Source organism: Parvularcula maris (assembly GCF_024505085.1).
GTDB classification, from domain to species: domain Bacteria; phylum Pseudomonadota; class Alphaproteobacteria; order Caulobacterales; family Parvularculaceae; genus Parvularcula; species Parvularcula maris.
Window position 1 is genome coordinate 99151 of sequence record NZ_JANIBC010000003.1, and the last position, 17066, is coordinate 116216.

Sequence of the window (17066 nt, forward strand, 5' to 3'; positions counted from 1 at the left end):
GTCAGATCGCGCAGGAGAAGAAGGACGCCGTCACCGCGCGGGCGATCTTGGGGTCCTCCACCTGACGCAGGGAGCGCCTGGCCTCCAGCACCGTGTCGGCCTGCTCCAGCCGGGAGACGAAGCGGGCGAACTGGCTGAGCTGTTTGTCGTCGAGGCGGTCGTCGAGCTCACCGGCCATGCAGACGGCGCGGTCGCGGGACAGGCCGAACTTCTCCAGCCGGTCGGCGATGGTCGCCTTGTCGATGGTGGCGCAGGCCGAAAGCGCGAGGGCGGCAAGGCCGAGGGCGAAGGGAAGCGAGTGGGCTTTCACCGAGGGGACTCCATGAAGAAAAGGGCTGCGGCGCCATCAGGCCACATCCCCGGTTCAGGGGCAAGCGCCCCCGGCCTGCAGTGTTACGCGGGGGAGGCGTCCTTGAGGCGGAAGGTCACGGCGAACAGAACCTCGCCGTCGAAGAGGTCCTTGGGCTGCTCCTGGCCCTCGATCATCTGCATCTTCCGCGGCGTGATCGAGCCCTCCATGACATAGCCCTTCTGCGCCATCTTCCCGCGGTGGAACTCGAGGGCGGCGGCGCTGAACTCGCGGGCGAGGATGGTGATGCGCTCGGGTTGGTCGGCCATGGGGGCTCCTTCATTGGGCAGCGGCGTTTGCTTCGCCATCGCAGGTTCCGCCAAGGGGTTCAATCCTTTTGCCACACGGCGCGCAGCGCCTCCGGCGGGGCGAGCCTTCTTGGTTGCGCTACCGCTTCGCTACTTGAGCGCTAGTGGGCGCGGGCACCCGGTGGGGTGCCTTCGTGTGGCACTCTAAGTCGGCTGGGAAAATAGCGGATAGTACGTCCATTTCCTTCACCACGCCGTCATCTTGGCCGACTGGAAGGAGATCCGGGACCCATGGACCAACCGGATCATCAGTTTCAACGGTCCGGTCCATGGGTCCCGGATAAGCCTTTCGGCTTTCCGGGATGACGGAGAGGGTTGAGACTTTCATGCATCATAGGCTCTCCTTCAGGAACAGGGGAGGCACCAGAGGCATCCTTTGCGTTACACTGACACTATGCAGAAGCTTCTCATCATCCTCGGCATCGTGCTGCTCCTTACCGGCCTTCTCTGGCCGTGGCTGTCGCAGCTTCCCTTCGGCCGCCTGCCCGGAGACATCCGCTTCGAGCGAGGCGGCACTAAGGTGTTTCTCCCGATTGCGACATGCGTGGTGCTGAGCGTCGTAGCGAGCATCGTCCTCCGCCTCCTCAGCCGTTGAGAAAGTGCTCCTCCCTCAACCAACCGAGCAGCGCCTGAGCCGACCCATCCGGCGCCTCCCAGCTCACCCAGTGGCCGCTGTCGAGGCTGGCGCGGCTGAGCTTGGGGATACGCTCTTCCATGCCTTCGCTGGCCTCGGGCGGCAGCATCATGTCGCGCTCGGCGGTGACCATGAGGGCGGGGAGGTCGATGATGGGGTCGAAGGCCTGCCGCTCGTGCCAGTGAAGGTCGATGGCTCTGTAGACCATGGTTGGCCCCTCATGGCCTGTTCGTCCGTAGACCTCGGCGTAGTGCGCGATAGCCTCGGGGGGCGCCACCTGGTCGGTCTTCTCGTCCTGCCACTCGGCGAAGCGCTCGGGCAGGGCGAGGGCGGCCGGTAGGAGCTTCGGCCACACCTCGCGCGGCGGGCCTGGGCGGAGGACGAAGCGGAAGAACGCCTCCTCCTTTCCTCCGAACACGGCATTGGGGAGCTTCGGGTCCTGGAACTGCGTGATGTAGAAGTCCTCCCCCATCTTGCGCTGATAGATCGCCAGCGGAGGAACCGGCGCGGGAGCGGGCCAGGGGGTGCAGTAGACGGCCACACCCAAAAGGCGCTCAGGGATGCGCTGGGCCAGTGGCCAGGAGATGGCCCCGCCCCAGTCGTGACCGACGAGAACCGCCTTTTCGATACCGAGCGCATCGAGGAGGTTCGCATAGTCGCGAGTCAGCACCTCCATACGGTAGGCTTCCGGGTCGAGGGGTGCGGAAGTACCGCCGAACCCCTTGATGTCCGGCATGACGAGGCGGCAGCCTGCCTTCGTCAGCGCGGGAACGATCGGAGCCCAGGAGAAGGCGAGCTCCGGCCAGCCGTGCAGCAGGAGGAGGGGCAGCCCGTCCTCGGGTCCTGCTTCGTGCACGGAGAAGGTGACGCCCCCCGCGCGGACCCGTCGCGGCTCGGGAAAGCCCAGCGGCAGGCTCAACGGAAGCAGCTCTTCAGGAAGGCCCTGGCAGCGCCGTGGTGCTCCTCGGCGATGGTCAGCCCTGGAATCTGGTCGAAGGCGTGGATGCCACCTGGATAGATCTCGAGCTCCGCCTCGTTGCCTGCGGCCACCCAGCGCTGGGCCATGAACAGCGTGTCGTCGATGATCGGGTCCGCCGTCCCCACGGAGAAGAGGGCAGGGCAGAGGCCTTCGAGGCGGGCGTAGAGAGGCGAGTACTGAGGATCGGTCTTATCGGCCTTCTCGAACTGCGCCTTGGGCAGGAGCTGCTCAGCGAACCAGTAGACGATCGGTGTGTTGAGGACGAGGTTGCGCTCGCCCCAGTTCTTGAGCGCCGGGGTGCCCGAGAGGTCGAAGACGCCGTAGACGAGGTTGGCGCCGACGAAGCTCTTCTGATGGTTGTCCCTCATCCTCAGTACGGTGACGGCTGCGAGGTGGCCGCCCGCGCTCTCGCCGCCCACAGCGATCTTCTCGGTGCCGAACATCTCACCCGCAGTCTCGAACAGCCAGACCGCCGCCGCCTCACAGTCGTCGGCCGGGGCGGGCCAGGGGTTTTCAGGGGCGAGCCGGTACTCGACGCTGACCACGGCGCAGGAGAGGCGGCGGGCATAGTCTTCGAGGATCTGGTCCTGGAAGTCCGCCCCGCCGATCGTGTGGCCGCCGCCGTGGATGTGAAGGTAGACGCCGACAAGGTCGCCCTCGGGCCTGAAGACCCGCACCGGCACCTCGAGGCCGAGCGCCTTCGCGGTCTCCCAACGGGCGAGCTCGCTGGCGGGCTGCTTGCCGAGGAGGCCCTCGCCCTTCGCTCTAAGCTCGCGCACGAGCACGGGGCCGAGCTCCATGATCGTCGGCTTGTCCTTCAGGAACGCCTCGATCTTGTCGTTCATCGCTTGGGTTTCGGGAGAGATCGCGTCGGGGCGGAAGAGGTCGGGGTCGATGGTGAGCATGGCCCCGCGATAGCTGCTCCGCCGGAGTTCGTCACGGCGGCGCACTGCAGTTCCATTGCCAGATGGTGAGGCGCCCGCGGGGTCTTTTCCGCTTAGACTGAGCGGAAAAAAGGCTGGTGAGGATGCTCGAAGGGTTGGTTCTAGGAGTGATGACGATGGGCTGCACGGTGCTCGAGGACTTTGCGGCCGGCGGCAGCATGGCCCACTGGTATGGCGTCAATGACGGGGTCATGGGCGGCCGGTCCAAAGGCGAGGCCTCGCGGCAGTCCGGCGCGATGGTGTTCGAGGGCACGATCAACACCAATGGCGGCGGGTTCTCTTCGGTGAGGCGGCGGCTGCCCGAAGGAGTGCTCGAGGGCGCCACCCGGATCGAGGCGGACCTGGTCGGCGACGGGCGCTCCTACGAGCTGATCTTCCAGACCAAGGAGGCTTTTAAGGGCAGGCCCGTGACCTACAGAACCGGGCTCACCGTTGGTGAGCATAGCGGACCGGTCACGGCCTCCGCGCCGCTGACGGCCATGAAGAGCACGGTCTTCGGCAGGCAGGTCCCCGCCGCGCCCTTCGACGGCGCGGGCGCGGTGGAGATGGGCATCATGCTGGCCGACGGGCAGGACGGTCCTTTCCGCCTGGAAGTGCGGAAGATCGAGGTCTGCCGGTAGGAAGAGCCGACACCTCTCCTGCCTCAACATGATCGTCTTATTGCCTCTCCTGGCGTCATCCCGGCCGTAGCGAAGCGGGGGTCGAGCCGCAGAGCGGATCGACGGACCCATGGACAGAACGCAGAAAGTTGTTGCAACGGTTCGGTCCATGGGTCCCGGATAAGCCTGGCGGCTTTCCAGGATGACGGCAGAAGTAATCTCAGTCTACGCGATCTTCTGATCGGTGATGAGAAGCGATTTGGCCCCATCCTCCGTGACAAAGCGATTCGGATCGCATTTACCGCGCGCTGGACTCTTGCGCCTACAGCCCCAACCACCCCACTAAGGGGTGATGTCAGCGCAGCCCGCCCCTCTCCCTCAGGACGACCCTCTTGAAACGCTCAAAGCCACTTTCGGCTTCGAGGGTTTCCGCCCAGGCCAGCAGGAGATCGTCGAGGCGCTTCTCGCCGGTGAGGACGTGATGGCGGTCATGCCGACCGGGGCGGGCAAGTCGCTCTGCTTCCAGGTGCCGGCGCTGATGCGGCCGGGCTTCGCCGTGGTGGTCAGCCCGCTGATCGCCCTCATGCAGAACCAGGTGGCGCTCCTCCAAAGCTTCGGCGCGCCCGCGGGCATGATCCATTCAGGCCGCGAGCGTTCGGAGAATGTCGCCGACTGGAAGGCCGCTACGGAGGGGCGGATCAAGCTCCTCTACATGTCGCCTGAGCGCCTCGCCACGCCGCGCATGCAGGCGGCGCTGAAAAAGCTGGACGTTAGCTACTTCGTCATCGACGAGGCGCACTGCATCTCCCAATGGGGGCACGATTTCCGGCCTGAGTATCTGGCCCTGGGCCAGTTGAAAGAGCTCCGCCCCGGCACCCCCGTCGCCGCCTTCACCGCTACCGCCGATGAGGACACGCGCGCCGATATGAAGGAGCGCCTGTTCGGCGGGCAGGTACGCGTCTTCATCTCCGGTTTCGACCGGCCCAACCTGTCCCTGGCCATCGAGGAGAAGTCCAAGCCCGACGACCGCATCGCGGAACTGCTCGAGGACCGAAGGGGCAGCCAAGGCATCATCTACTGCGGCAGCCGCAAGAACACGGAGAACCTGGCCGAGAAGCTGCGCGACAAGGGCCACAACGCCGTCGCCTATCACGCGGGGCTCCCCGACGAAGAGCGGGCGGCTAGGCTCGACCGCTTCCTGTCCGAGCCAGACCTCGTGGTCACAGCGACCATCGCTTTCGGCATGGGCATCGACAAGCCGGACATCCGCTACGTTATCCACCGGGACATGCCGTCCTCGCCCGAGGCCTACTACCAGGAGATCGGCCGGGCAGGGCGCGACGGGAAGCCTGCCGAGGCGATCCTCCTCTACGGCCCCTCCGACCTCATGTTCCGCCGCCGCATGATCGACGACGGCGGCGCCCCTGAGGAGGTGAAGCGCCACGAGAAGCGCAAGCTCGACATCCTGTCCGCCTATTGCGAGGCGCTCACCTGCCGCCGGAACCTGCTGCTCAGCTATTTCGGTGAGGTCCGCACTGAGCCCTGCGGCGCCTGCGACGTCTGCCTCGACCCGCCTAGGACCGAGGACGCGACCGCCGATGCGCGGCTTTTCCTGGAGGCTGCCATCGAGACCGGCGAGGTCTACGGCCAAGCGCACCTCATCGACGTGCTGCGCGGCTCGGAGAGCGAGAAGGTGATCAAGGCCCGCCACGACGACCTGGTGGTCTTCGCGAGGGGGCAGGGGCGCCCTGCCAGAAGCTGGCGCAGCCTGGTCGGTCAGCTCTTCGCCAAGGGCTTCATCGAGATGCGCGGCGAGTACCGCTCCATCGCCCTCACCGATGAAGGGCGGACCTTCCTGAACGGCGGCGGGTCCCTAGAGCTCCGGCGTTCGGAGAAGCGCGAGACCACGAGAGCCCTCAAGCGCCAGCAGATCGAGGTCCCCGACGATTTCGACCAGGAGCTCTTAAGCCGCCTCAAGGCCCTGCGCCTGGAGTTCGCCAAGGCCAAGGGCGCCCCGGCCTTCACCATTTTCTCCGACCGTACGCTCATCGACATGGCGGTCCGCCAGCCCACGACCCAGAACGAGCTTCTCAGCGTCTACGGTGTGGGCCTGCGCAAGGCCGAAGTTTATGGCGAGGCGTTTTTGAAGGTGGTCAGCGGCGGCGACCGCTAAGCAGTTTCGAGATCAGCCATAGCGGCACGACGATGACGGCGCCGGTTGCGATCAGCGTCGCCACCAGCGCTATGCCGCCGATCCCCGTGCCGAAGACATCCACGACGCCCTGCTGCAGCGCGTTCCAGAGGCCACGCCAAAGCTCCACCGGGTTCCAGCCGAAAATGGCCAGGACCACCCCGACGAGGAGGCTGAAGACCACCAGCCTGACGATGGTGCGCGCAGCAGCGCGGGTGTCGGCAGCCGAGGGGCGGGGGATGCGTCGCTCTTCCATAAGAGAGGATATGGGGAGGTTTGGGGTGGGCGTTAAGGGCGGAGGTGGCGGAAGCGTTGCTAAATTAGTGCGTGACGCCGCCCCCCGCAGCCCTTATACGTCCCGTTCTCAGCGCGATTAGCTCAGTTGGTAGAGCGCTTCGTTTACACCGAAGATGTCGGCAGTTCGAGCCTGTCATCGCGCACCATTCTCGTCCGGTTTCGCGCAGCGAAAGAAAAAGGTCCGGGGGACCTTTTTCAGGTCGAGAATGCTGCGGCAGCAGCCGAGCAACATGCACCTCTGTCCCGAGAATGGATTCTCTTTGATCTCACGCGCCGAGGGCGCTCCGATGGGGCGGGCCTGACCGGCCCGGAACCGCGGTCGCGGTCCTTCCCGTTCCGCCGTCGAGTTTCGAAGGGTCTGCAGTGGAGGCCCTCCGCTCTCTTTCTAGCGCTTCCCACGGCTTGACCGTGGGACCCATCTCCCATCCCGTCACGCGGAGGTGAAAGCCGCCGCCTCCGGTTCGGCGCTACATACCCCGTAAAGAGCCACGGAGCGCCCATGCTGATCCCCGGAAAACCCGTCCCCGAACTCGAAGTCGACATGCTCGGCGCCGATAGCTGGCGCCTGGCCAATGCGGCTGCCGAGAACTTCACCCTCCTTCTCTTCTACCGCGGTCTTCACTGCCCCATCTGCCAGCAGCAGCTCGAGGAGCTGAACGGCAAGATCGGCCGCTTCGACGAGCTCGGCGTCAAGGTATTCGCCCTTTCGATGGACGGCGCCGACCGGGCGAACAAGACCTTCGAGGAGTGGGACATCAGGAACGTGCCCCTCGGCTACGGCCTCACCCGCGAGAAGGCGGAGGAGTGGGGGCTCTACATCTCCGAGGGCTTCCAGGAGAACGAGCCAGAGGTCTTCTCCGAGCCCGGAACCTTCCTGGTGCGTCCCAATGGCGAGCTCTATGCCGCCTACTATCAGAACGTTCCCTTCGCGCGGCCCGGTCTCGACGATCTGGCGAACGGCCTCGATTTCATCATCGACAAGAACTACCCCGCACGGGGTACACTGACGGGAGCGTCCTCATGAAGGTGACCACCACGGACGGCGTGCCCGGCCATGAAGCCACCGAGGCGCTAGGCGTCGTCGCGGGCGAGGCGATCCTGGGTGTGAACTACTTCCGCGACCTCTTCGCCGGTGTCCGCGACATCATCGGCGGTCGCTCGGGGGGCTACCAGAAGGCCCTGCGAGAGGCCCGCGCCCACGCCATGGCCGATATGAAGGACGAGGCCAAGCGCCTAGGCGCGGACGCCATCATCGGCGTCGATATCGACTACGAGGCCGTGGATACGCAAAAAGGCAGCATGCTGATGGTGAGCTGCAACGGCACGGCGGTGAAGCTGCGCTAGTTCATCGTCATCCCGGACTTGGTTGAGCCGCAAAGCGGATCGACGGATCCCCATGGACCGGTGGTAAGAGATTGTTCCGAGCGGATCGGCGAGAGCGGCGAGGTCTTGTCCATGGGTCCCGGATAGCCTTCGGCTTCCGGGATGACGATGATAAGTGCCGACGACGCTCCGAACTTGCCTCAACCGCCCAGTCTTCCTAACGCCCATCCAGCAGACCAAGGAGCCTCCCCCCATGCCCCACCTCGCTTTGATCTTTCCCGGCCAGGGCAGCCAGAAAATCGGCATGGGGCAGGACCTCGCCGAGAACTTCGCCGTGGCGAGGCAGGTGTTCGAGGAGGTGGACGAGGCACTGTCGCAAAAGCTCTCCGCACTGATGTGGGAGGGGGAGCAGGCGGAGCTGACCCTCACCGCCAACGCCCAGCCCGCGCTCATGGCCTGCTCGGTGGCGGCTTTCCGGGTGGCTGAGGAGGAGGCGGGGCTGAGCCTCGATCAGGTGGCGGGGCTGGCGGGCCACTCCCTGGGCGAGTACTCCGCCCATGCCTGCGCGGGGAGTTTCGATCTTTCGACGGCCGCCAAGCTCCTGCGCACCCGCGGCGATGCCATGCAGTCCGCCATGCCCGTCGGCGAAGGAGCCATGGCCGCCATCCTCGGGCTCTCCCTGGAGGAGGTCGAGAGCCTCGCCGAAGAGACGGGGGTCGAGGTCGCCAACGATAACTGCCCCGGCCAGGTGGTGATCTCCGGCGATGCGGCCTCCATCAGCGAGGCCTGCGCTAAGGCGAAGGATAAAGGCGCCAAGCGTGCGCTACCCCTCGATGTGTCGGCGGCCTTCCACAGCCGAGGCATGATGCCTGCCCAGGAGAGGATGGCGGAGGCCTTGGCCGAAGCGTCGATCAGCGCACCCGCGCGGCCGGTCGTCGCCAATATTGACGCCTCCCTGGTCACCCAGCCGGACGAGGTCCGCCGCACCCTGACCGAGCAGGTCTCGGGCCGGGTGCGCTGGCAGGACTGCTGCGAGAAACTGTCGAGCGAAGGTGCTCACACCTTCGTGGAGCTAGGCGCCGGGAAGGTGCTCAGCGGCCTGGTGAAGAAGATTCTGCCCGAAGCGCGCACAACCAATGCTGGTGTTGCGAAAGACTTTACCTCTCTATCGGAGATTGTTTCAGGTAACTGAGCAAGTTTGAACAGCACTGACGCCTCCCGGCGTTGTTATGCTCCTCGACTTGTGGTTAGTAACGCAATGCGCCTGGGGGGCGCCCTCCAAGAGGTATCATACCGGCATCTTGGACAACAGGTTTCGGGCCGCAGGAGAGCTGCGGAGGGGATAAAGATGAAAAAGCTTCTTTCTTGCGCTGCGCTGGCTGCCGCGTCGCTGTTCGGTACGGCTTCCGCAGCGACACTGACCTTCCAGGCGGACGAGAACCGCACCGGCAGCGATTCCTTGGTGACGGACATCGTGGTGGAGGACATCTCGGGCGGTGTCCGCATGACCTTCACCATCAATGATGCGAACAACACTGGCGACATCACGGCACTGTTCTTCAATATTGGCGGCGATTTCGCTGGCTTTGGCGATGCAGCGAGCCTCGAGGCGGCAGTGACGCCGAACGTGGCGCCAATCACCGGTTTCGCCGTGAACGCGAACTCGGTATCGGGCACCCAGGGCGGCGGCCGAAACGTCAACGGCAATGGCGAGCAGCCGATCTTCGATGTGCTGCTGGCCATCGGACGCACCGGCGCTAGCGCACCGGGCGGGGTCAACGACGTGTTCACCACCGTCAGCTTTGACATCTCCGGCACCGATCTCGATGCTTCCGATTTCATCGGTCAGCTCTTCGCCGTGCGCGGCCAGAGCGTCGGCGCCATCGCCATGGCTGGCGGCAACGGCTCCGCGAAAATGTTCGGCATTCCGGAGCTGGACGAGATCGACCCGCCGCTCGGTGATGTGGTCGTCCCCGTCCCTGGCGCAGGTCTCCTACTGCTCGGCGGTCTCGGCACCCTCGCTGCCGCTCGCCGCAAGCGCGGCTGAGGCCGCTCCAGTCCTGTGATCTTCCGTGGCAGGCGGACCATGTGCCGCCGCCACGGACCCATGTTCGGCGACCGGGTCAGGGTCGTCTGGTGAGAAGGGCGTAGCCCTTCGCCACCATCTTTCGCGGCCAGTTTGACCACAAATCAAGACTTTCCGGTTCAGATTGCTCCTTGAGCGGGGGGCGTCTGGGGCAATGCGGGCACTGGTCAGAGGGTACGAGGCGTTTCTGAGGATCGGTCCGGAGCTGTCGCCCTGGGACCGCACCCGCGCGCGCGGCGTCTATGTCTATGCCTGGCTCTTCCTCGCCTACCAGCTGGTGAACCTCGGGGGCATGACCTACAGCTACGGCGGCTGGGTCATCGACCATACGGCGAGCGTGGTGGCGGCAGCGCTGTTTCTCGCCGTCAGCGCCTGCCTGCGCTGGACGAAGAACTTCGCGCTGTTCCTCATTGGCTACTGTCTGATCAGCCTGGCGGGGTTCCTTGCCTCCTCCTTCGGCGCGGGCATCTACTCGTCCCTGGTACCGCAGCTCGTCCTCGGCTCGATGATGGCGGCCTTCGTCTTCGGGTGGCAGGCCGCCCTTCTGGTAGGCAGCAGCACCATCGCGGTCCTTTGTCTCCAGCTCGGCTTCTCTTTGAGCGGTGTCGGTGCGGAGGCCGTCTGGACCGAGGCCCGCACCCAGCAGCGCTTCCTCCAGGCCGTCTACGCCGTCGGGATGGGCACGGCGATGAGCGCGCTTCTCAGCTATAGCTGCCAGAAAGCGATGCGCGATCTCGACCGTGCACGCAGGAAGGCAGAGGACCTCGCCCAGGCGAAGTCCGACTTCCTCGCCACGATGAGCCACGAGCTCCGCACGCCCATGAACGGGGTGCTCGGCCTGACCGAGGCGCTTCTGTCCGGGGAGCCGGGTAAGCTCGACGGCGAGCAGCCGCGCCTTCTGGGCCATATCAAGGGCTCAGGCGAGCACCTTCTCTCCCTCCTCAACGACGTCCTCGATTTCTCGAAGATCGAGGCCGGGAAGATGCGGATCGAGCCGCGGGTCTTCGATCTTCACGCTCTTCTGGAGGCGGTGCGGATGACCTATCTCGAACCCGCCTCGGCCAAGGGCCTTCGCCTGGAACTCGTGATCGGACCGGGCCTGCCGAAAAACGTGAGGGGCGATGACCGCCGCGTGAGGCAGGTGCTCAACAACCTGGTCTCGAACGCAGTGAAGTTCACCGAGGCCGGCTCGGTCCGTCTTCTAGCCGAGCGCGGCGACGATGACGAGATCGTCTTCAGGGTGCGCGATACGGGGCCTGGCATCCCCAAAGAGGCTGCCGCCACGATCTTCGAGCCCTTCGAGCAGGGGCAGGGACGAAGGGCCGGCACCGGTCTGGGTCTCTCCATCTGTGTCAATCTGTGCGAGCAGATGGGCGGCTCGATCCTCTTGGAGGCGACGGGCAACGGGGGAAGCTGCTTCCGGGTCGAGCTTCGTCTTCCCGCTGCCGAGGAGGAGGGCGCGGCCCGTATCCTGCCTTCCGGCGACCTCCGCCTTGCGGGTCTCAAAGTGCTGGTGGCGGAGGACAACACCGTCAACTGCCTGGTCCTGGAGCAGTTCCTCAAGCTCTGGGGGATGAAGGGTGTGTTCGCGGAGCACGGCGCTGCGGCGCTGGAGCTTCTGGAGGCCGGGGACTACGATCTGATGCTGGTCGATCGCCAGATGCCGGTCATGGACGGCGTCGCGACGACCAGGGCGGTAAGGGCGCGGGGCGACGCCAAGGCATCCATTCCGATCATCGCTGTCACGGCCGATGTCTTCGAGACGGGCCGGAACGCCATGGCGGAGGCGGGCGCCGACGGCTTTGTCGGCAAGCCGTTGAACCCCGAAGAGCTTCTGCGCGCCATCGGCAAGGTGCTACCGGAAGGCGCAAGCCCCGCCTCAGCCACTGAAGTGACGGGGTGACAGGCGCCGGAGCCGGGCCTAGTCCCATCGCCATGTTCGATCTCAGCTCCAAGACCGCCCTCGTCACCGGCGCCACCGGCGGCATCGGCGAGGCCATCGCCCGCACCCTCCACACCCAGGGCGCCACCGTCGCCATCTCCGGCCGCAACGAGGGCAAGCTCGAAGCCCTCGCCAGCGATCTCGGCGAGCGGGTGCATATCCTGCCCGCCGATCTCTCCGATCTCGAAGCCTGCGGGGCGCTCCCCGGTCGTGCCCAGGACGCCATGGGTGGGCTCGAAATACTGATCGCCAATGCGGGCATCACCCGCGACAACCTCATGATGCGGATGAAGGACGAGGATTTCGACGAGGTCCTCAAGGTGAACCTCACCGCCACCTGGCACCTCGCCAAGGCCTGCCTGCGCGGCATGATGAAGGCGAGGAAGGGCCGGATCATCGGCGTGACCTCGGTGGTCGGCGTCACCGGCAATCCCGGCCAGACCAACTACGCCGCTTCCAAAGCCGGCATGATCGGCATGATGAAGAGCCTCGCCGCCGAGGTCGCCAGCCGCAACATCACCGCCAACTGCATCGCGCCCGGCTTCATCGCCACGCCGATGACCGACGCTCTGACCGACGACCAGAAGGGCAAGATCAACGAGGCGATCCCCGCTGGCCGCATGGGCACGCCGGAGGAGATCGCGGGTGCCGCCGCCTATCTCGCCTCGGACGAAGCCGCCTATGTTACGGGCCAGACCCTGCACGTGAACGGCGGCATGGCGATGATCTGACGGCGTAGGGCAGCTCACCGCAGGTGTGCCGCCGTTCCAAGGGCTGATGTCACTGCGCGGTAGTGGGTCAGTTTGAATATTTGAGGCAAAGAACTGGCACCACCCCCACCTCTTCCTCCGGGAGAGGTCGAAGGCTGCGTAGCAGGCTTCGGGTGAGGGCCTCCATAGAGCGAGCGTCGCCTGCTACTTGCCCTCACTCGACATTATAAATGTCGATCTCTGAAAGGGAGAGATAAGCGAGCAGGCCCCTCAACGAAGAAGACTGCCGTCTTCATTTCCAACTGACCCACTACCTACTGCGCGGCTCGCTTGCGAAGAAAACATATCGGATGTGTAGTCCCCTCCGAGGGGGGACGATCCTATGAAGCGCTTCATCATGGTGATTGTTGGCTTCGCTGCACTGCTCGGTGGGGCACAGGCTGAAGTTGACGAGGAGACCCGCAGCGCTGCCGTCGCCGTCTTCGATGAGATGCGAGAGACGTTCGAGCGCCATGCCGGACAGGCCGATCCGTCACCTCTTTTTGCGCTGTTGCGACCGGATACGGCGATGGTCTCTCCGGGCGGGCCGGTCTGGGACCGCATCTATGCCGATGCGGCGGAGCAGGGTCTTCCTTTTCCCAACGGCTTTTCCATTGACGTCCAGCCCCGCGAAGTCGTCGTCATGAGCGAAGAATGGGCCTATGAGTTCGGCACGTCCGTCGTCACCTACACCCCTCAAGGTGAAGAGCCGATGACGGTGCGGGATACCTATCTTCTGCTTCTGCGCAATGAGGGGGAGGGCTGGAAGCTCTACCGCGAAGTCGCCAGCCTGCGCGCCCCGCCAGGCGGTTGGTAGGGAACTTTTCCGGCGGCTCTCCATTTCCAGCAGTGATGCAAGAACAGCAAGCGCCTGCGCCGGAAAACCCGAATGCCCCGCTCCCCGAAGAGAGCCCCTCCGGCGAGGATGCGCCTCTCGACGAGGCGCTGAAACCCACCGAGATATCGAGCTTCTCGGACTTCACTACCTACCTCTTCGACCGGTTCGAAAGCTACGTCACCGGCGCCATCGCCTTGGCGCCCAAGCTCATTATCGCGGCGATCATCCTGGCCCTGACTTGGCTGGTCGCAAGGGGGGTCCGGTTCGTGGCGGGCTGGATCACCCACCGCACCCATGCCCGGCAGAGCCTGACCGATCTCGCCAAGACCCTGAGCGGGCTTCTGGTCTGGTTCTTCGGCGGTTTCTCGGCCCTCGCCGTGATCTTCCCCTCGATCAATCCCAGCTCGCTCCTGGCGGGCCTCGGGGTCGGCGGCATCGTCATCGGCATCGCCTTCCAGGACATTTTCAAGAACTTCATGGCCGGGGTGTTGATCCTCGCCCGCAAGACCATGTCGATCGGCGACTATATCTCCTCCGGCGACGTGGAGGGGCGGATCGAGCGGATCACCCTGCGCGACACCTATCTCAGGCGCGTCGACCGTGAGCTGGTGCTGGTGCCCAACGCCTATCTCTTCGAGAACCCGGTGCGCGTCTGGACCGATCCCGACCACCGCCGCTACGACGTGGTCGTGGGCGTGGGCTACGGCGAGAACGTCGCCGAGGCGCGGCAGGTCATCGAGAAGGCCGTCTCCACGTTGGAGTTCGGCTCTGCCAACAAGCCTCAGGTCTTCGCCGCCGAGTTCGCGGACAGCTCCATCAACTTCAACGTGCGCTGGTGGGCCGAGCCCGAGCCCCTCGACATGCATCGGAGCCGCGATCAGGTCGTGCAGGCGATCAAGGAGGCCCTCGACGGTGCCGGGATCGAGATTCCCTTCCCCTACCGGACGCTGACCTTCGCGGAGGGCTTGCGAATCGATGGCGGCCCGAAGGACGAAGAGAAACAGCAGGATGCGGAGGCCGCCGAGTAGTTGAATATTGCCGAACTGTTAGAAGGATTTTCTTCAGGAACCGGCAACTTCTCAAGCGTCACAAGCCTTTCCGCCACGCCCTGTATTGGACCATCAACCCCGCTTGCGCCCCGGATGGGGTTCCCTTACAGCGCGAGCACCAACACATACCCCTCGCCATGAGGGCGAGAGGAAGAAGGAGTTCCCCATGTCGGACATCGCCGCACGCGTTCAGAAGATCACCGCTGAGAATCTCGATGTGGACGCGTCGAAAGTCGAGCCGAAAGCCAGCTTCATCGACGACCTCGGCGCGGACAGCCTCGACATCGTCGAGCTCGTCATGGCCTTCGAGGAAGAGTTCGACATCGAGATCCCCGATGACGCCGCCGAGAACATCCAGACCGTCGGCGACGCCATCAAGTTCATCGAAGAGCGCAAGAAGTAAGCGCTCCGATACGCTGCGGCGCAGGGTCTAGGCCGGAACCTGCGCACGCGGCCCCTTCGTTCCCTCCGGTCTTCAGTGGTTAGGAGGCCGCGATGCAAAGACGTGTCGTCGTGACGGGCCTGGGTCTCGTCACCCCGGTCGGCAGCGGAACGAAGGAAGCAGCCTGGCAGGGGCCATGGAAAGCGCTCCTGGAAGGCAAGTCCGGCGCCCGCCGCATTGACGATCTCTTCGACGTCTCCGACCTCGGCTGCCAGATTGGCGCGCCCGTGCCCCGTGACGGCCAGCTGGCCTTCAACCCCGATGACTGGGTCGCGCCCAAAGAGCAGCGCCGGATAGAGGACTTCATCGTCTTCGGCATGGCGGCTGCCGAGATGGCGCTGGCTGATTCGGGCCTGCCCCTCGATAGCGACGAGGCCAAGGAGCGCACCGGCGTCCTGATGGGCTCAGGGATCGGCGGCCTCGACGGCATCGCCCAGACCGCGCTCTCGCTACAGGAGAAGGGGCCGCGCAAGGTCTCGCCCTTCTTCATTCCCTCCTGCCTGATCAACCTCACCTCCGGGCAGATCTCCATCAAGCACCAGCTCAAGGGGCCGAACCACGCGGTGGTCACCGCCTGCGCCACGGGCGTGCATGCTATCGGCGATGCGGCGCGGCTGATCGCCTATGGCGACGCCGACGCCATGGTCGCGGGCGGCACCGAAGGTTCGATCTGCCGCATCGGCTATGCGGGCTTCCTAGCCTGCAAGGCGCTGACCACGGGCTTCAACGACAACCCGACGGCAGCTTCCCGCCCTTACGATAAGGACCGCGACGGCTTCCTGATGGGCGAGGGCGCAGGCGTCGTGATCCTTGAGGAGTACGAGAAGGCCAAGGCCCGCGGCGCCACCATCTACGCCGAGATCACCGGCTACGGTCTGTCGGGCGATGCCTACCACGTGACCGCCCCGGCGGAAGACGGGGATGGCGGCTACCGGGCCATGAAGGCGGCGATCGCGCGGGCAGGGGTGGACCCCTCCGAGATCGGCTATGTCAACGCCCACGGCACCTCGACGCCTTTGGGCGACGAGGCCGAGCTGCGCGCGGTGGAGCGCCTGTTTGGTGATGCGGCGGACGGGCTGGTGATGTCCTCCACCAAGTCCTCGGTCGGACACCTCTTGGGTGCGGCGGGAGCCATCGAGGCGATCTACTCGATCCTCGCCATGCGCGACGGCGTGGCGCCAGCGACCCTCAACCTCGACAACCCGTCCGTGGAGACGAAGATCAACCTCGCACCCAAAACGCCGGTGGAGAAAAGCATCGATTGCGTGCTATCCAACTCCTTCGGCTTTGGGGGCACCAATGCATCGATCGTCATGCGCAAGGTCTAAGACGTTGAGAAGCGGGCAGGACGGCTTCCTCCGCATCATCCTTCTCCTGCTGCTGGCGGTGCTGGCCGCCACGGCGCTGGTCGGCTTCCTGGCCGTCCAGAAGCTTCAGGCGGACGGCCCCCTGGACGAGCCCGCCGTCATCTGGGTCGAGCGCGGCGACAGTCTGCGCCGGGTGGAGGAGAAGCTGGCGATCCTCGGCGCGATCGACGAGCCGGGCATGTTCTACTACTACGGCCGCGCCACGGGCCTCGCCGAGGGCCTGCGCGCCGGCGAGTTCGAAGTGCCTGCCGGCGCTTCGCTTCAAGACATTGCAACGGTCCTGACCGAGGCCGACCCCATCCTGCGCTTCGTCACCATCCCCGAGGGCGTCACCGTGGCCCAGGCCATGCGCCTCATCGAGGCGGCACCCATGCTCAAAGGCGATGTGGGCATTGCTCCGCCCGAGGGGACCATGCTGCCCGAGACCTACGCCTATGAGCGCGGGGAGACGCGGGAGGCCCTGGTCGCTCGCACCACCTCTGCTCACCAAGCGCTGGTAGACGAGCTATGGCCGAACCGGGCTTCTGACCTTCCGGTGAAGACGAAGGAGGAGGCGGTTATTCTCGCCTCCATCGTGGAGAAAGAGACCGCCGTTCCGGAGGAACGCCCCCGCGTGGCGGCCGTCTTCACCAATCGCCTGCGGCGCGGCATGCGGCTCCAGTCCGACCCCACCATCATCTACGGTGTCACCGGCGGCGAGCCGATGGGGCGGGGCATCAGGCGCTCCGAGCTCGCCAACGCCGAAAACCCCTACAACACCTACCGGGTGGGCGGCCTCCCGCCGACGCCCATCGCCAATCCGGGACGGGAGTCGCTGGCGGCGGTGCTGAACCCGGCGGACACCAACGATCTCTACTTCGTCGCCGACGGCACGGGCGGGCACGCTTTCGCCGCGACCCTGCGCGAGCACAACGCCAATGTTGCCCGCTGGCGCGCCATCGAGCGGGCGCGCAAGCAGGGCGGGTAGGG

General features: G+C 65.4%; 19 protein-coding genes and 1 tRNA gene. 15 read left to right on the forward strand and 5 right to left on the reverse strand.

All coding sequences use genetic code 11. The annotated features are described in order from the left end of the window. Position 1: 1 nt before the first annotated feature. Positions 2–310 (reverse strand): hypothetical protein, encoded by a 309-nt coding sequence (locus tag NOG11_RS06160; RefSeq protein WP_256618832.1) that lies wholly within the window; start codon positions 308–310, stop codon positions 2–4. 83 nt (positions 311–393) lie between these two features. Further along, positions 394–618 (reverse strand): hypothetical protein, encoded by a 225-nt coding sequence (locus tag NOG11_RS06165; RefSeq protein WP_256618833.1) that lies wholly within the window; start codon positions 616–618, stop codon positions 394–396. A 433-nt stretch (positions 619–1051) separates the two neighbouring features. Here NOG11_RS06165 and NOG11_RS06170 point away from each other — a divergent pair, with 433 nt between their 5' ends. Beyond that, positions 1052–1252 carry a DUF2905 domain-containing protein gene (locus NOG11_RS06170; protein WP_256618834.1) on the forward strand — a complete coding sequence of 67 codons (201 nt, stop codon included), beginning with the start codon at positions 1052–1054 and terminating at the stop codon, positions 1250–1252. Here the strand turns inward: NOG11_RS06170 and NOG11_RS06175 are convergent. Next, positions 1242–2210: an alpha/beta fold hydrolase gene (locus tag NOG11_RS06175; protein ID WP_256618835.1), complete on the reverse strand. Its 969-nt coding sequence runs from the start codon at positions 2208–2210 to the stop codon at positions 1242–1244. The genes NOG11_RS06170 and NOG11_RS06175 overlap by 11 nt on opposite strands. Beyond that, positions 2207–3175 carry an alpha/beta hydrolase gene (locus NOG11_RS06180; protein ID WP_256618836.1) on the reverse strand — a complete coding sequence of 323 codons (969 nt, stop codon included), beginning with the start codon at positions 3173–3175 and terminating at the stop codon, positions 2207–2209. The genes NOG11_RS06175 and NOG11_RS06180 overlap by 4 nt, the downstream gene beginning before the upstream one ends. A 149-nt stretch (positions 3176–3324) precedes the next feature. Between NOG11_RS06180 and NOG11_RS06185 the strand changes: the two genes are divergently transcribed. After that, positions 3325–3834, forward strand: coding sequence for a CIA30 family protein (locus tag NOG11_RS06185; protein ID WP_256618837.1), 510 nt, complete (start codon positions 3325–3327; stop codon positions 3832–3834). 331 nt (positions 3835–4165) lie between these two features. Next, entirely contained in the window at positions 4166–5986 is a 1821-nt protein-coding gene (recQ, locus tag NOG11_RS06190) for a DNA helicase RecQ (protein WP_256618838.1), read from the forward strand. On the opposite strand, the gene NOG11_RS06195 is transcribed toward recQ, so the two are convergent. Continuing rightward, positions 5967–6260 carry a DUF6460 domain-containing protein gene (locus NOG11_RS06195; RefSeq protein ID WP_256618839.1) on the reverse strand — a complete coding sequence of 98 codons (294 nt, stop codon included), beginning with the start codon at positions 6258–6260 and terminating at the stop codon, positions 5967–5969. The two genes, recQ and NOG11_RS06195, sit on opposite strands and share 20 nt — an antisense overlap. 111 nt (positions 6261–6371) lie before the next feature. Here NOG11_RS06195 and NOG11_RS06200 point away from each other — a divergent pair. The 12 genes from NOG11_RS06200 (at position 6372) to mltG (ending at position 17064) form a co-directional block, all read left to right on the forward strand. Continuing rightward, positions 6372–6447: transfer RNA gene (locus tag NOG11_RS06200), tRNA-Val, on the forward strand. A gap of 353 nt (positions 6448–6800) precedes the next feature. Continuing rightward, positions 6801–7325 (forward strand): peroxiredoxin-like family protein, encoded by a 525-nt coding sequence (locus NOG11_RS06205; protein WP_256618840.1) that lies wholly within the window; start codon positions 6801–6803, stop codon positions 7323–7325. Beyond that, positions 7322–7645, forward strand: a complete 324-nt coding sequence (locus tag NOG11_RS06210) for a YbjQ family protein (RefSeq protein ID WP_256618841.1) — start codon at positions 7322–7324, stop codon at positions 7643–7645. The genes NOG11_RS06205 and NOG11_RS06210 overlap by 4 nt, the downstream gene beginning before the upstream one ends. Positions 7646–7877: 232 nt before the next feature. After that, a complete protein-coding gene (gene fabD / locus NOG11_RS06215) occupies positions 7878–8816 on the forward strand; it encodes an ACP S-malonyltransferase (protein ID WP_256618842.1) in 939 nt (312 codons plus the stop codon). 156 nt (positions 8817–8972) lie between these two features. Beyond that, the gene (locus NOG11_RS06220; RefSeq protein ID WP_256618843.1) at positions 8973–9671 is read left to right on the forward strand and encodes a hypothetical protein; all 699 of its coding nucleotides are present in this window, start codon (positions 8973–8975) and stop codon (positions 9669–9671) included. 193 nt (positions 9672–9864) lie between these two features. Further along, positions 9865–11613: an ATP-binding protein gene (locus NOG11_RS06225; protein ID WP_256618844.1), complete on the forward strand. Its 1749-nt coding sequence runs from the start codon at positions 9865–9867 to the stop codon at positions 11611–11613. 32 nt (positions 11614–11645) lie between these two features. Beyond that, complete coding sequence (gene fabG / locus NOG11_RS06230) at positions 11646–12383, forward strand: 3-oxoacyl-[acyl-carrier-protein] reductase (RefSeq protein ID WP_256618845.1); 738 nt, start codon at positions 11646–11648, stop codon at positions 12381–12383. A gap of 361 nt (positions 12384–12744) precedes the next feature. Continuing rightward, complete coding sequence (locus NOG11_RS06235; RefSeq protein WP_256618846.1) at positions 12745–13218, forward strand: nuclear transport factor 2 family protein; 474 nt, start codon at positions 12745–12747, stop codon at positions 13216–13218. Positions 13219–13253: 35 nt separating this feature from the next. Then, a complete protein-coding gene (locus NOG11_RS06240) occupies positions 13254–14267 on the forward strand; it encodes a mechanosensitive ion channel family protein (protein ID WP_256618847.1) in 1014 nt (337 codons plus the stop codon). A gap of 187 nt (positions 14268–14454) precedes the next feature. Then, positions 14455–14691, forward strand: a complete 237-nt coding sequence (locus NOG11_RS06245) for an acyl carrier protein (RefSeq protein WP_256618848.1) — start codon at positions 14455–14457, stop codon at positions 14689–14691. 92 nt (positions 14692–14783) lie between these two features. Then, entirely contained in the window at positions 14784–16058 is a 1275-nt protein-coding gene (gene fabF, locus NOG11_RS06250) for a beta-ketoacyl-ACP synthase II (protein ID WP_256618849.1), read from the forward strand. 4 nt (positions 16059–16062) lie between these two features. Beyond that, complete coding sequence (gene mltG / locus NOG11_RS06255) at positions 16063–17064, forward strand: endolytic transglycosylase MltG (protein WP_256618850.1); 1002 nt, start codon at positions 16063–16065, stop codon at positions 17062–17064. Positions 17065–17066: the final 2 nt, after the last annotated feature.

Coding starts and splice junctions, on each gene's coding strand:
- NOG11_RS06165 (WP_256618833.1), bottom strand. CDS start 618: ATGGCCGACCAACCCGAGCGCATCACCATCCTCGCCCGCGAGTTCAGC.
- NOG11_RS06170 (WP_256618834.1), top strand. CDS start 1,052: ATGCAGAAGCTTCTCATCATCCTCGGCATCGTGCTGCTCCTTACCGGC.
- NOG11_RS06180 (WP_256618836.1), bottom strand. CDS start 3,175: ATGCTCACCATCGACCCCGACCTCTTCCGCCCCGACGCGATCTCTCCC.
- NOG11_RS06185 (WP_256618837.1), top strand. CDS start 3,325: ATGACGATGGGCTGCACGGTGCTCGAGGACTTTGCGGCCGGCGGCAGC.
- recQ (WP_256618838.1), top strand. CDS start 4,166: ATGTCAGCGCAGCCCGCCCCTCTCCCTCAGGACGACCCTCTTGAAACG.
- NOG11_RS06195 (WP_256618839.1), bottom strand. CDS start 6,260: ATGGAAGAGCGACGCATCCCCCGCCCCTCGGCTGCCGACACCCGCGCT.
- NOG11_RS06205 (WP_256618840.1), top strand. CDS start 6,801: ATGCTGATCCCCGGAAAACCCGTCCCCGAACTCGAAGTCGACATGCTC.
- NOG11_RS06210 (WP_256618841.1), top strand. CDS start 7,322: ATGAAGGTGACCACCACGGACGGCGTGCCCGGCCATGAAGCCACCGAG.
- fabD (WP_256618842.1), top strand. CDS start 7,878: ATGCCCCACCTCGCTTTGATCTTTCCCGGCCAGGGCAGCCAGAAAATC.
- NOG11_RS06220 (WP_256618843.1), top strand. CDS start 8,973: ATGAAAAAGCTTCTTTCTTGCGCTGCGCTGGCTGCCGCGTCGCTGTTC.
- NOG11_RS06225 (WP_256618844.1), top strand. CDS start 9,865: ATGCGGGCACTGGTCAGAGGGTACGAGGCGTTTCTGAGGATCGGTCCG.
- fabG (WP_256618845.1), top strand. CDS start 11,646: ATGTTCGATCTCAGCTCCAAGACCGCCCTCGTCACCGGCGCCACCGGC.
- NOG11_RS06235 (WP_256618846.1), top strand. CDS start 12,745: ATGAAGCGCTTCATCATGGTGATTGTTGGCTTCGCTGCACTGCTCGGT.
- NOG11_RS06240 (WP_256618847.1), top strand. CDS start 13,254: ATGCAAGAACAGCAAGCGCCTGCGCCGGAAAACCCGAATGCCCCGCTC.
- NOG11_RS06245 (WP_256618848.1), top strand. CDS start 14,455: ATGTCGGACATCGCCGCACGCGTTCAGAAGATCACCGCTGAGAATCTC.
- fabF (WP_256618849.1), top strand. CDS start 14,784: ATGCAAAGACGTGTCGTCGTGACGGGCCTGGGTCTCGTCACCCCGGTC.